Source organism: Streptomyces sp. NPDC048644 (assembly GCF_043199105.1).
GTDB lineage: Bacteria > Actinomycetota > Actinomycetes > Streptomycetales > Streptomycetaceae > Streptomyces.
Genome location: NZ_JBICVO010000012.1, coordinates 24,281 through 37,783 on the forward strand (window position 1 = coordinate 24,281; position 13,503 = coordinate 37,783).

A 13,503-nucleotide genomic window follows, 5' to 3' on the forward strand; every position below is an offset into this window, starting at 1 on the left:
CGGCGGCGTACGGGCAAGCGCTGCTCCCTCTGGAGGTCCCCATGCCGGTGTCGTGCGGTGATCACCTGCGGGTCGAGACGCTCGGGCCGCTTCGTGCGTACGCCGGAGGACGGGAGCTGGCCCTCGGGCCCCCGAAGCAGCGCGCGGCGTTCGCCATCCTTGCACTGCGGACCGGCAGGGTGGTCTCGCGGGACGAGTTGGTCGACGGCCTCTGGGGGGAGTCGCCGCCGGCCACCGCGGTCGGCAGCCTTCACACCTATGTGTCCGGGCTTCGCCGGGCGCTGGCCGGGCTCGGTGATCCGCCGCTGCCGCTGACCAGTTCCGGTCCCGGCTACGCGCTCCGACTCGACCCCGCGCGGCTGGACATCGCCATGGTGGAGCGGCTGGCGGCGCAGGCGCGCAGCAGCCGGGCGGAGCAGGATCCGACCGCGGCGGTCAGCGCCTACGATCGGGCACTGAGCCATTGGTACCCGGGCATCGCGCTCAGCGGACTGCCGGGGCCGCTCGCCGCTGAGCACCGGGTACGGGCGTCGGAGCTGCGGCTGAGCCTGCTGCTCGAGCGTGCCGAGTCGCTGCTGGATCTGGGTCAACCGTCGCGGGTGGCCGACCAGTTAAGGCGACAGGTGCAGGAAAACCCGTACCACGAGCGGTTGAGCGCCCTGTTGATGACGGCTCTCAGCCGGAGTGGCCGCACCGCCGACGCGCTCGCCCACTACCACGAGCTGCGCAAAAGGCTCGCCGATGATCTGGGGATCGATCCGTCGGCAGAGCTCAGGGCGCTGTACGGGGCGCTGCTCGCCGACCGTCCGAGCGCGTCGGTGCCGATGGCCGCCGGGCCCGTTCGGCCGGCACAACTGCCGCAGGGTGTGGGAAGGTTCGCGGGCCGGACGGACGCGGCGCAGCAGGTGCTGGAGGCGGCGCGCACGCCGTCGCCCGGGGCGTCGCGCATCGCGATGATCGTCGGGGTCGGCGGCGTCGGCAAGACCGCGCTCGCCGTGCACTGCGGTCATCAGCTGGCCGATGCCTACCCGGACGGCCAGTTGTACGTGAACCTGCACGGCTTCGACCCCAAACGGCCGGCCAGTGCACCGGCGGACGTGCTCCACCATCTGCTCACCTCGCTCGACGCCAGGGCGATTCCCGCGTCGGAGGAGGCGCGCGTCGCGCTGTGGCGCAGTCTCGTCCGGGACAAGCGGTTGTTCATCGTGCTCGACAACGCCGAGTCCGCTGACCAGTTGGACGGCCTCCTGCCCGGCTGCGGCCCGTCCTTCACCGTCGTCACCAGCCGGAACCGACTGGGGGGTCTCGCGGTCAGGTACTCCGCCCGCCGGGTCACGCTGTCGCCGTTCAGCGCCGATGAGTCCCTGGAACTCCTCTCCGACGCGATCGGCGGGGCCCGGGTCGACGCGGAGCCGAAGGCGGCCCGTCGCCTCGCGGAGCTGTGCGGCCATCTGCCGCTGGCGCTGCGCGTCGTCGCCGAGCAGGTGTCGGCGGGTCCGTCGCAGCGGATCGCCGATCTGGTGGCCGACCTGGAGGATGTGTGGCTCCGGCTCGACACGCTGGAGATACCGGGCGATGAGCTGGCCTCGGTGCGCGGAGTGCTCTCCTGCTCCTACGCCAAGCTCCATCCGGAGACCGCCCACGCCTTCCGCGTCCTCGGCCTCTTCCCGGGTGAGAGCATCCGGCTGGAAACGGCCGCCGCGCTGCTGGACGTACCGCCGTCGGCCGCGACGGACGTGCTGCGGGACCTGGCCTCCCAGCATCTGGTGGAGGCCGTGGGTGACCGCTATGTGATGCACGACCTCACCCGGATCTACGCGGCGGAGGTGTGCCGGGGCGGTGAGCCGGCCGCCTCGCGGCGCCGGTCGCTGGAGCGGGCGCTGCGGTGGCACGTGCGGGCGCTGGCGCGGTACCACACCGCCGACGGGCTTCCCCTCCCGTTCACCGTCGAGACCGAGGCGGTGGGCGAGGAGCCGCCGCGGTTCGCGGACCAGCGGGAGCTGGTGGCCTGGTGCGCGCGGGAGTGGGAGAACCTCGGCCCGCTCGTGCGCGCGGCGCAGCGGATCGGCTGCCACGACGCGGCCTGGCAGCTGGCGTATCTCCTCTTCGACTACTTCTACGCGGCCGGGCAGGCCCGGGACTGGGCCGAAACCCTGCGGATCGGTCTCCGCAGCGCCCAGCTGATCGGGAACCGGCGGGCCGAGGCCGCCCTCCTCAACCACCTGGGCGTGGCCGACTCCCGGATGGGGCGGAACGCCGCCGCCGTGGAGCAGTTGGAGCGCGGGCTGCGGCTCGCCGACGAACTCGACGACGACGTCCTGCGTACCGGTCTGCTGGGCAACCTGGCCTCCGCGCTGCGGGAGGCCGAGGACCACCCGGCGGCCTTGCGGCACGCCGAGCGGGCGTTGGCGCTGGCTTACCGCACCGGCTCCGCGTATCACCAGTCCGGCTGCCTCGACGTCCTGTGCGGCCTGCACGCCGAGCACGGCGAGTTCGCGGAATCGCTGCGTTACGGCACTCCCGGCCTCGCCGCGGCCCGGCGCTGCGGCAACGCGCTGCTGGAGGCGAATGTGCTGATCAACCTGGGCCTGGCGGAGCACGGGCTCGGCGATGCCGAGGCGGCGGGGCGGTGTTTCGAGGACGCGCTGTCCCTGTGTGTGGCCAACGGGGACCGCTACCACGAGGCGTTGTCCCTGTTCGGTCTGGCCAGGACGCGGTGGCTGGGGCAGTCCCGGCGTTCGGCCGAGGCTCTGGCGGAGCAAGCACGGGAAATACTGGTGGAGTTGGACGCGATGGAGTTCACCGGCGTCGCCGGTCTCCTGGACACGCTGGACGCCACCGGCTCGCGTCCGGTGTCGCCGGGACGCGGTGCGGCGCTGGGCAGCGTGAGCCCGTTGCGCTGATCGCGTTGCCAGAACAGCACCGCTTCGACCCGGCTGCGCGCACCCAACTGCCGGAAGATGCGGTTGATGTGGTTCTTCACGGTCTTCTCACGGAGGTGCAGCCGCTCGGCGATCTCGGCGTTGCGTGCCCCACGGGAGACCAGGGCCATCACCTCGTGCTGGCGCCGGGAGAGGGAGACCGCCGCGGGGTCGGCCGCGTCCGGTTCCGCCGGTGCCGGGGCGTATCCGTGCGGTGCCGGCGGACCGGGCGGCGTGTCCGGCTGTTCGGCGTGACCGACCACGTTCAGCCGGTACTCCGCGCACAGCCGGCGAGCCGTCGGCAGGTCGGGGCGGGAGCCGGCGCCGGTCCCCCGGTGCAGCACGGTCCGGCCGACGGCCGGCACACCGGTCGTCGGCCGGACGGCGACCTCGACGTAAGGCATCTGGACTATCTCCACGTCAAGGTTCTTGTCGGCGAACTCCTTCTTGATCCGGGCCAGAATGTCCGGGCTGACGATGGCGATGCGTACCCGGTCGGCACTCTTGGGGACAAGGGAGGAGCTGGCAACGACTGTCATGCCCTCCAGCGTGCGGGATGCGGCTTCATGTTCTCTTCATATCCGCCTCATGCGGTGTCCCGGCTTCCCCGGCCGGTACTCCCGCGTCCGCCGAAGGGGACAACTCCGCCAGCTCCGCGAGCACTTCGTCCTCGGTCGGGGCGTCGATCCGGTTCGCCCAGCGCATCGTCGAAACGATCATGTCGAAGAGCATCACGACGGCCTGGACCGGCTCGGCCTCGACATCGCCGTCGGTCAGGACGGTGAAGGTCAGCAGCGCCCACACCCCGGGCGCGTCCGGATTGGACACGTAGTACGAAACCCGCCAGGACGGCGCCTTGCGCCCGGCCGGGCTGCTGTCCACGACGGTGGCGAGGCGTACCGCAGGCGCCTGCCCGATCTCCAGGTAACTCCCTTCGTCCCCCGCGTCGGCGAGGATGGAGGCCAGCAGGGCTTCCGCGTCCTCGTCCTCCTCACCGTCCTCGATGACGGTGACCAGCATCGACCCCGGCAGCTTGACGCCGTTGAACTCGCGCAGCGGCAGCAGCACCGAGCGGGCGCCCTGCCGGGATGCCTCGTCGGTCGCCGCGACGAGTTCCTTGCGGAGCATGCGGCGGAACGGGCCCGCCTTGTCGCGCGGCAGCGAGTCGGGCAAGTGGTGGCGGATCAGCTCGTCGATGACCCGGCCGCGCAGCCTGGTCATGTCCGGTGTGGTGGGGATCTGCACCCAGCCGTCGGGCAGCACGAGTTCGAAGTCGATCACGACTGCACCTCGCCCTGCGGTGCGCGGAAGCCGAGCCTGGCCTGGCCGCCGCCGGGCGGCGGCGCGCTCTCCTCGGCGATCTGCTGCATCAACTGCTCTATTCCCGAACCGATCACGGCCATCAGACCCATCTCGAACACCAGCGTCGTCAGCAGGACGTCCACGCCGACGTCCGCCGTGTCACCGCCCTGGGGGACGTCGAGGCGCAGTGCCGCCCCGACCCGCCCGTAGGCCGCGCCGTCGGACGTCCGTCCCAGGGCGAAGATCCGGAACCCGTCACCGCTCAGGGTGGTCACGTAGTCCACCGAGGGCGGTCGGTCATCGCCTTCGACGCCGCCTGCGCCCATCAGCTCCAGGAGGTAGTTCGGGTCATCGGCTTCGGGCCTGCGGAACTCCACGACGACCGGAACCGGTGCCCAGCGCGGCTCGCCGTCCACGAACGCCGCGCCCCACGCGAGCCGCGACCATGCGGGCAGTTGCGCCGCGCGCTCACGCAGCCATGCGACGACGCCGTGCCCCACCGCGTCCGCGGTGAAAGGGAACTCCGCCTCGGCGTCCGCCGGCCAGGACTGCCGGGCGGCGTCCAGGCCGGCGGACGTCCAGTCCGTGAAGAGTTCCACTATGTGCGCGGCCCAGGGGTCGTCGTCCCCCTCATCGGGCCGGACGTCGGGTACCCATTCCCAGTGCCAGGGAGCGTGGGCCAGCGTCGAGAGCTTCTCACTCATCGTTTCTCTCGTTTCTCCCACTCATCAGGTGGCGACCACGCCGGGCGGATTGACATCGGGGATCCACCCCATCTGGCGTCCGCCGCCGTAGATCAGACCGCCCATACCGAACGCGCCGTTCACGCCGCCCCAGACGTACCAGAGGGGCGAGATCTTCCCGAGGTTGGCCGCCTGCACGATGGCCGACAGGTCGCGGGCGCCCTGGATGCCGGTGAGGATGCCGGTGAAATCCTTGCCGAACTTCGTCGGATCGCTCTTCAGCATGGCCCAGAACTTGCCGACGTCCTTGAACTGGCTCCCCGCCGATGACCAGAACCCGGTCCCGGGGGTGACGAAGCCGCCCTTGCCGAGCGCCCAGTTGACGGCCGGATTGTTGAACCACTCCGTCATGTTCTTCCAGTTGGTGGCCGCGTTGCCCGGCGTCCCCAGGGGCCGGAAGGAGTTGCCGGGACCGAGCGGCCTGGAGAAGTTCGGCACGGGCCGGAACGTGTTGCCGGGACCGAACGGCCTGGAGAAGTTCGGCACCCCGCGTCCGCCGGCCCCGAGCGTCACCATCTCGATGTTGTTTCCGCCGCCGGTCGTGACCGGACCGGGGCGCCCCTTGCCGAAGATGGCGGCGTTCTTGGCGGCGTTGGAGATCCCCTTGCCCACCACCGAGGCGATGCCGCCGAGTCCGGCGAGGCCGAGTCCGACGGCACCCAGGACGACGTCGACGATGCTGCCCTTGCCGTGCGCGTAGAGCACACTGCTGGCGACAAGTGAGACCACACCGGCCGCCACTCCGGCCAAGACCAGGACGTTCACCCCTGGGATGAGGATGGCGAGGACACCGAGGATCATGCCGATGATGCCGAAGATCTTGCCGATCTTCTTCAGCACGGCGTCGATCTTGTCCTGTGTGGAGTCGGTCAGACCGTCCTCGTATTTCTTGCAGTTGACCGCGTCACCGAAGCGCTTGCCTGCCACGTTGAGCGCGTCGACCGCGTTGTGGAGACGGTTCTTCGCCGCGGTCATCTTCCCGTCGGCGTCCGTGGCGGCCTTGTCCTTGGCGGTGCCCTTGTCCTTCTCCTCGGAAGAGATCTCGCCGTCGTCGTCCTTCTGCGGGTCCGGCATGGCCTTGGCCTTCTTCTGCGCGCCCTCGGCCTCCTCGGCGTCGGTGCGGGCGGCGGCCGTCTCGTCCAGGCCGTGCTTCAGATCCGGTTCGTACTTCCCGATCTCGTTCGCGACGTCGTGGTAGCGGACACCGGCCTTGTCCAGGCTCTCCTTGATCGAACCCGCATCTTTCTTGAGACCCTGGACGTACTTGCCGACGAGGGCTTCGCTGCCGCTGTCGACGATCTTTTCCAGCTTGTCGACGGCGTCGTCGATGGTGGTGGCGATCTTCTGGTAGCGCTTCTGCGCCTCATGCACCACATCGAGGTCGGCGTGGACGGGATCCCTGTCCAAGTCCAGCGGCGACCAGTCGAGTTTCCTGATAGACATCGGTTCTCCTCAGCCCCTGCCTGCCCGCGCCTCAGCCGTCCTTGAACGAGTCCAGCAGCTGCTGGTCCCCGTCCGTCCATGCCTTGTCGAGCTTGGACACCTTGTCGCGGAACTTCTTCATGTCCGCGACCATCTCGTCCCGGTGGACGGTCCAGTTGTCGGCGAAGTCGCCCATCGAGAGATTGGCGTTGAGCTGGCCCCAGAGCCCCTTGTCGTCGTTCTGGAAGTCGAGTGCCCCCTCGAACTGGCTGATGAGCTCGTTGAGGTCGCTGACCAGGCCCTGGAGGTCCTTCACCACGAGGTCTGCCATCACTGCTCCCTACGGTTGTCGGCGGCCGGCGCGGGACGGGCCGCCGCCAGCGGAATCTGCGTGGTCATCAGGCTGCCGCTGCCCAGATGCAGCAGGCCGGCGCCCGGTACGACCTTGGCGGCCACCTGGGAGCGGGAGAGCCTGACCCCCACCAGGTCCCCGTCACCCATGTTGGGCGGCGACAGCAGGACGCCGCGGCGGTTCTTCTTGATCTCCGACTGCCAGCCGGAGAAGCCCACCCCTACCGTGGCGACGTCCCCGCCGATGATCACGCCACGCCCGCTGCCCGACGCCTTGCGGACGAAGGTCTTCAGCCAGTCCCGACACGGCAGGTCACGCCACATCTCGGCGTCGTCGACCACCAGCACCACCGGGCCATCGCCCGGGTCGAGCAGTTCGGCGAACCGCGCCTCGGTGGGCTCCTCATCGGTGATGACGCCACGGACACCGGGACGGCCGGCGAAGCCGCGCAGCGGGGAGTTCATCGGTGCCCCGATCACCACCTCGGTTCCGCCGCGCAGCAGCGACTCCGTCATCACGCCGAGCGCCGTGCTGCGCCCGGAGCGGGACGGTCCTGCGACGAGGAAGGTCGGCTGGTCGCCGTGGAGGTCGGCGCCGACCGGCTCGATGTCGTCGCCGGCCACACCCACCAGTGCCCACATCCGCTCCGGCGTGCCGACCTGCTCCCATGCCTGGTCGAAGGACAGCTCGGTCGGCATCACCGCGATGCGGTTCGGCCGGGCCGACTTCGGGACCGCGGCCTCCCGTTCGGCCAGCCGGGCCGCCAGCGCATGCACCGCGGCGGCCTGCGCCGGACCCGCCGGGTCGGCCGCCACCAGGGCGACCTGGGTCTCGACCGCGTTGATCGCGCGGTATCCGCGGCCCGGCGGCAGGTTCTCCGGGATTTTGCGCGGGTTGAGCCCGGCCAGGCTGGCATCGGTACGGTCCGAGAGCCGCAGGATGAGTTTGTCCTCGCACAGCGACGCCATCCGGCCGCTCAGCAGCATCCGGTCGCCTGCGATGACCAGATGCACTCCCGCGCTGCCGCCCTCGCGGTGGAGGGTCTGGATCAGTTCGGTCAGCGACCCGCCGTCGTACTCGCCGAGGGTGCCCATGAACCCCTCCCAGCGGTCCAGCAACAGCACGATGTGCGGCAGCCGTTCGGCGGCCGGCCTGGCCGCCCGCTGCTCGGCCACATCGGCGAACCCGGACTCGCCGAGCACCCGTTGACGCCTTTGCACCTCGTCGTGCAGCCGCTTCAGCAACCGGACCGCGCGGTCGGTCTCCGAGCGCTGCACCACCGCGCCGCAGTGCGGCAGCCTGCTCAGGGAAAGCAGCGCGCCGTTGCCGCAGTCGAGCCCGTACAGATGCAGATCCGCCACGCTGGAGGCACTGGCCGCGGCGGCGGCGAAGGTGCGCAGTGCCGCCGAGCGGCCCGAGCGCGGGGCACCGACGATGTGCAGGTGCCCGAAGGTGGCCATGTCCACCGTCGCCGGCTCCTGCCGCTGCTGCGTCGGCAGGTCCTGGAGCGCCCAGGAGAACACCGGGTCCTCCCCGGAGCCGTAGACCGGTTCCGACGCCAGCTCGACCACCGGGGACAGCGGCAGCGGCGGAAGCCACGGACGGCGCTGCGGCGCGATACCCAGCAACTCACCGGCCTGGCGGACGGACTTGACCAGCACCGAGAGGTCGGTCGCCTCATCGGTCTCCCTGGCGGTGCGCGGTCGCTGCGGTGCGGGCAGTCCCAGGTCCAGCCAGGAGACCGGCTGGAAGAACGGCGCGGCCACCTCGTCCGTCCGGTCCGACGACGGGCGACGGCCCCCCACCCGGCCGGTCTGGAAGGGGATCAACGAGCTGTGCCCGAGGCGGGCATAGGCCCGTCCTGGGGTCGACGCGGAGATGTTCGCGGCCTCGCGGTCGTCGATGACATCGGTGCTCTCCCCCGCGTCCGTCACCCGCAGCGCGATCCGCAGGTTGGTGTTGGCGCGGATCTCCGCGGAGACCACGCCGGAGGGCCGCTGCGTCGCCAGGATCAGGTGGATGCCCAGCGAACGGCCACGCTGCGCCACGTTCACCAGGCCGGTGACGAAGTCCGGCAACTCCCGTGCCATGGAGGCGAATTCGTCGATGACGATGAGCAGGCGCGGGATCGGCGCGAGTTCGGGCCGACGGCTCGCGTAATCGAGGTAGTCCTCCAGGTCCTTGGCGCCCGCGGCGGCGAGGAGGCGCTCGCGGTGGGTCAGCTCGGCGGTGAGCGAGGTCAGGGCGCGTTCGACGAGATGCGGGTCGAGGTCCGTCACCAGGCCCACGGTGTGCGGCAGATGGACGCACTCCTTGAAAGCGGCGCCGCCCTTGTAGTCGATCAGCACGAACGTCATGGCGTCGGGGCGGTTGGCCACGGCAAGCGACCCCACCAGCGTCTGGAGGAATTCCGACTTGCCGGATCCTGTGGTGCCCGCCACCAGACCGTGCGGGCCGTGGCTGACCAGGTCGAGGGCGAACGGACCGTCGAGCGAGTAGCCGACGACGGCCTTGGTGCTGCGGCCCCCGGCGCGCCAACGGCCCGCGATGGCAGCGGCGTCGGGGTCCTCCAGGCCGATGGTCTCCAGCAGGCGCGCGGCCGTCGGCAGCGCGGCCTCGCCCTGGTTCTTGCTGACGTCCCGCAGCGGCGCGAGGCGGCGCCCGGTGGCCTCGTACCAGCTGTGCACGACCTCGTCGGCGAGGATGCCGTCGATCTGGTCGGCGCGCTGCTGCCGCAGGCTCGCCGGGTGGCCGGCGCCGCCGACCACGACGGTGGCGCACTCCTCCGGAAGGGTCCGCTCGTCGGTGTCCACGCAGATGCTGTAGACGCCGACGGCCGGGCCCTCGCGCAGGATCGTCACGACTCCTGGCAGCGCCCGCAGCCGCCTGGCACCGTCCATCACCACGACGATGTCCGGGTCGGTCAGCACCGCCCCTGAACCGACGTTGAGCCGTTCCTGCTTCCGGATGTTGATCAGCTCGATCAGCTCGGCGACCCGGTGGCTGAGGGTCTGCGCGTCCGCGCCCACCAGCGCCAGGGCCTGCTGCCCCAACTGCGGCCTGGTGTGCGGCAGCCAGGCCGCCCACTCCCACAGCCGCTCGCCCGCCGGATCGGTCAGGACGTACAGCTGCACATCTCGCGGACTCTGCAGCACCGCCAGCTGCCCGACCAGCCAGCGGGCCATCTGCCGCGGCCACTCCTCGTGCCCGGCGACGCCGACGACACCCGCGTGCGCGATGGAGAAGGCGGCCGGGACGTCCGGCGCGGCCCGCAGATCGCGCTGGCGCCGGCTGTTGTCGCCCTCCTCCTCCACCACGATCTCGGTGGGAAGGTCGGCGATGCCGACCCGTACCAGGAGGTGGTCGGGGTCGACCCGGCGGCGTTCCCAGAGCCGGGCGCGCGGACCGGTCGCGATGGCCAGCAGCTCGCCGGGGTCAGGACCGGCGACGCGGCGGTCCAGGCGCTCCTGGTCCAGCGCGACGGCGATCTCCCGCTCGGTCTCGGCCCGTTTGGCCTGGTACTCGGCCAGCTTCTTGCGGTGTCCGACGCGGCCCTGGCGCCGCCCCGAGATCCAGTTCCCGATCATCATCACCGGTGACATCCCGGCCATGAGCAGGAACATCGGATTGCTCGAAACCAGCGCGATCACCCCGCCGAAGACCGCGGGCAGAGAGGCCGCCAGCCACGGCAGCGCGCTCGGCGTCGGGGCCTTGGGCTCGGCGGGAAGGCGGAAGGCGGTGCGCTTGGTCGGCGGGAGCAGCCGCGGCGGACGGTTGTAGTCCAGGTACTCGCCGTCCGGAGAGGGGTCGATGATGGCGTCCGGGCGCTGTACCGGCTGCGCCTCCAGGAGGGTGTCCCCGCAACGGAGTTGGGCGCGGGGCTCCCAGCGGACCTCGTGCCCCGGCAGCGGGGCGCGGTCCAGGAGGGGGCCTTCGGCCGACGCGGAGACGTACACCGACGCGTCCAGGAACACCCGGATCACGGCGGCTTCGGCCGGCTGGTCACGCCCCACCCTGACCCGGCAGTTGGCGCCGGACCCGATCAGATGCTCGCCGGCGTCCAGGTGCCAGACCTGCCCCGCTCCCGTACCCGCCACCGCCCGGACGGTCACCAGACCGGTCCGCTTTCTCGCGGCCTTGCCCGGCTGGTCCAGCCACAGGACGCTGCCGTCGTGGATTCCGCTGTGCGAGAGGGGCTGGTCGAGGTCGAGCAGCTGGTCGCCGAGATAGATCTCCGGCATGCCCGCACCCCCCGGGTGCCCGGCCGCCACGGCATCGACGCTGGCCAGCAGCTTCCGGACAACGTCGCGCACGACGGTGGCGGGATCGGCATCCACGACCATGTCGGCCGACACGTCCGGGCGCCGGGCGATGGTGATCATCATGGGCATGGCTGGACCCCTCTGGCTGCCGGCCGACTACTCGTGCTTACTTCTTGTTCAGGGAGCCGGACAGCTGGGTGTCCATGTCCTGCATCGCGCTGACCGCCTTGTCCAGCCACTGCGACAGCTGGTCCAGGGTCTCCATGGCCTGGTTCGCCGAGGTGACGAACTCGGTGTGCACCTCGTCGAACTTGCCGGATGCCTGGTCGGTGACGAAGCCGCTGGCAGTCAGGTCGTCGACGATGCTCTTGCACTCGCTGAGCTTGCTGTCGATGTCGGCCTTGTTGTTGCGCATACGGGTCGCGCTGTCCTGCATCTCCCCGTACGTCACGTTCATGTTCGCCATGAGAAGTACCCCTTCTGCTGGTCGCCTTGGACATCGCCCGGCGCATCGGCACACGCCGGCACTCCCCGGCGCGGACGCGGTCGATGCTAGGAACGGACTCGCGTAGGGTCCACAACTCCGGTGCGGTGCTGGGCCCAAGGGCCCAAGCTCTCCCCCTGCCCGGCGTTGACACCCCCGCTCAGGACGGCCAACGTTCTTCCCACGCCCGCGAAACCGCGCGAAAGCCGGTTGCCGTCCGGCGGGCCCCAGTCGAGGAGTTGAAGGTGACACAGCCCAGCCGACCCGCCGATCGAGGTCCTCGCCCCGGCAACTGGCTTACCCGGTTGTTCGGTAGGCGGAAACCCGACCCTTGGGCGGGTGGCCTGCGCGCCGATCACGGCCTGTGGACGGTCGACCGCGTGATGCGCGTCATGGCCACGGCCTGCGCGCGGGAGAACCGGGAGGTCCCGGTGGCCCACGCGGTCATCGTGGGATCCGACACCGTGCGGTTCCTCCTCAAGACTCCCGACGCGCGGCCCCCGGCGGGCTGGACCGCCGATCACGACGCGCGTGCCTGGTACGCGCAGCTGCGCTGGGTACAGACCGCGGAGGTCACCGAGTCGCTGCCGGAGCCGTACCCGCAGCTGGTCTCCATCGGCAGCAACAGCCAGGGCTTCGCCTTGCTCAACCTCGGCAAGTCGGGCGGAATCATCGCCCTGGAGGGCGACAGCCGGCGTGCCAGGGCGCTCGTCCAGGACTGGACCCGCGAGCTGACCACCAACCCGTGGTCACGGGGTGTCCAGGTGGTCCGGGTCGGCTTCAAGCCCGGCACCGCGGACCCGATAGGGACCACCGAGGTACAGAACCTGGCCGACGCCGCCTCGGCGCTGTCCCAGCCGTCCGGCGGGGTGCTGATCCTGGCGAGCATGCCAGGCGGGCGGGACCGGGAGCGCGTCCACTACCTGGCGGACCACCCGAAGACACCGTGGTCGGTGGTGGTCCTGGGCCGGGGCGACCGCCCGCGGTGGCGGTTCACCATCGACTCCAGGGGCCTGATCGACACCCGGCTGCTGCCCGAGCCCGTGCATCATCCGCTGAACCCGGCGCTGGACACCCCGCCCCTCGCGGACGACGTCAAGGACGTCACGGTCACCCCGGCGCCCCAGCCGGCCGCGGGCTCCGCCGGCCGTTCCTTCCCCGAGAACCCCGACGCCAAGCCGCCGTCCACGCGCCGCCGCACCACGATCATCGCCGCGTCCGTGGTCGCCGCCTGCGTCGTGGCCGCCGCCCTCGTCTTCACCTTCACCACCATGTCCGCCCCGGACTCCACCTCCGCCGGACACGCCACAACCGCCCCCGGCGGAACCACTCCCCCAACACCCCCCGCCGCCTCGAACACCCCCGACGCGCCGAACTCCCCGCCCCCTCCGAACCCCCAGAACGCCCCGGGCGCCCCCCTGCTGAACGCCGCCACGAACACCTGCCTCACCGGCGGCGCCGGATCCGACGGCACACCCCTGGCCCTGGCACCCTGCGACGGCGCCGCCAACCAGCAGTGGAAAGTCACCGACGACGGCACCATCCGCACCAAGAACCTGTGCATGGACGCCGCCGCGGGCGCCACCACCGACGGCACAACCGTCCAGATCGCAAACTGCAGCGGAAACCCCGCCCAGCAGTTCTCCCTGCGCGACGGCACCATCCACTCGACCCAGGCCGACAAGTGCCTGAAGGACGTCAACGGACACATCCAGCTGTTTCCCTGCGGCAAGGACGAGGCCGAGGCTTTCCAGCCCAAGTAGCGGTCCGTACCCGCAACGACTCCGCCCTGTCCATGAAGGACAGGGCGGAGAACTTTGTGCAGCGATGGCTGGTTGCTCTTCCCGTCTCTCCCGGGCACCGAGAACGGACCTGTGGGCGCCGGTTGCAGTATGGCGGGCCCCAGGGCCACCGCCACCGGCCCGTGGTGCAGCTGGGGCCGTCGACTCCGCCACTCAAGTGCGTCTGAGTATCCATACGGATATCGTCCCCGCGGCGCCCTGGCCCTACGGTGGAT

At 70.9% G+C, this 13,503-nt stretch carries 8 protein-coding genes and 1 pseudogene; 2 read left to right on the forward strand and 7 right to left on the reverse strand.

The features are described 5' to 3' along the window. Window positions 1–41 precede the first annotated feature (41 nt). Window positions 42–2,903 (forward strand): BTAD domain-containing putative transcriptional regulator, encoded by a 2,862-nt coding sequence (locus tag ACGFNI_RS25190; RefSeq protein ID WP_393686911.1) that lies wholly within the window; start codon window positions 42–44, stop codon window positions 2,901–2,903. 26 nt (window positions 2,904–2,929) lie between these two features. Here the strand turns inward: ACGFNI_RS25190 and ACGFNI_RS25195 are convergent. The 7 genes and pseudogenes from ACGFNI_RS25195 to ACGFNI_RS25225 form a co-directional block, all read right to left on the reverse strand. Then, window positions 2,930–3,460 (reverse strand): annotated as a pseudogene (locus ACGFNI_RS25195) (LuxR C-terminal-related transcriptional regulator); the annotation flags it as partial. A 25-nt stretch (window positions 3,461–3,485) separates the two neighbouring features. After that, complete coding sequence (locus ACGFNI_RS25200) at window positions 3,486–4,202, reverse strand: hypothetical protein (protein ID WP_393686912.1); 717 nt, start codon at window positions 4,200–4,202, stop codon at window positions 3,486–3,488. Next, window positions 4,199–4,927, reverse strand: coding sequence for a hypothetical protein (locus ACGFNI_RS25205; RefSeq protein ID WP_393686913.1), 729 nt, complete (start codon window positions 4,925–4,927; stop codon window positions 4,199–4,201). The genes ACGFNI_RS25200 and ACGFNI_RS25205 overlap by 4 nt, the downstream gene beginning before the upstream one ends. Before the next feature lie 24 nt (window positions 4,928–4,951). Then, window positions 4,952–6,409, reverse strand: a complete 1,458-nt coding sequence (locus ACGFNI_RS25210; protein WP_393686914.1) for a DUF308 domain-containing protein — start codon at window positions 6,407–6,409, stop codon at window positions 4,952–4,954. A 31-nt stretch (window positions 6,410–6,440) separates the two neighbouring features. After that, window positions 6,441–6,719, reverse strand: coding sequence for a hypothetical protein (locus ACGFNI_RS25215; RefSeq protein WP_393686915.1), 279 nt, complete (start codon window positions 6,717–6,719; stop codon window positions 6,441–6,443). Next, window positions 6,719–11,131, reverse strand: a complete 4,413-nt coding sequence (locus tag ACGFNI_RS25220; protein ID WP_393686916.1) for an FtsK/SpoIIIE domain-containing protein — start codon at window positions 11,129–11,131, stop codon at window positions 6,719–6,721. Before ACGFNI_RS25220 ends, ACGFNI_RS25215 begins: the two co-directional genes overlap by 1 nt. A gap of 37 nt (window positions 11,132–11,168) precedes the next feature. After that, complete coding sequence (locus ACGFNI_RS25225) at window positions 11,169–11,468, reverse strand: WXG100 family type VII secretion target (RefSeq protein WP_227046039.1); 300 nt, start codon at window positions 11,466–11,468, stop codon at window positions 11,169–11,171. 401 nt (window positions 11,469–11,869) lie between these two features. Here ACGFNI_RS25225 and ACGFNI_RS25230 point away from each other — a divergent pair, with 401 nt between their 5' ends. Next, the gene (locus ACGFNI_RS25230; protein WP_393687058.1) at window positions 11,870–13,249 is read left to right on the forward strand and encodes a ricin-type beta-trefoil lectin domain protein; all 1,380 of its coding nucleotides are present in this window, start codon (window positions 11,870–11,872) and stop codon (window positions 13,247–13,249) included. Window positions 13,250–13,503: the final 254 nt, after the last annotated feature.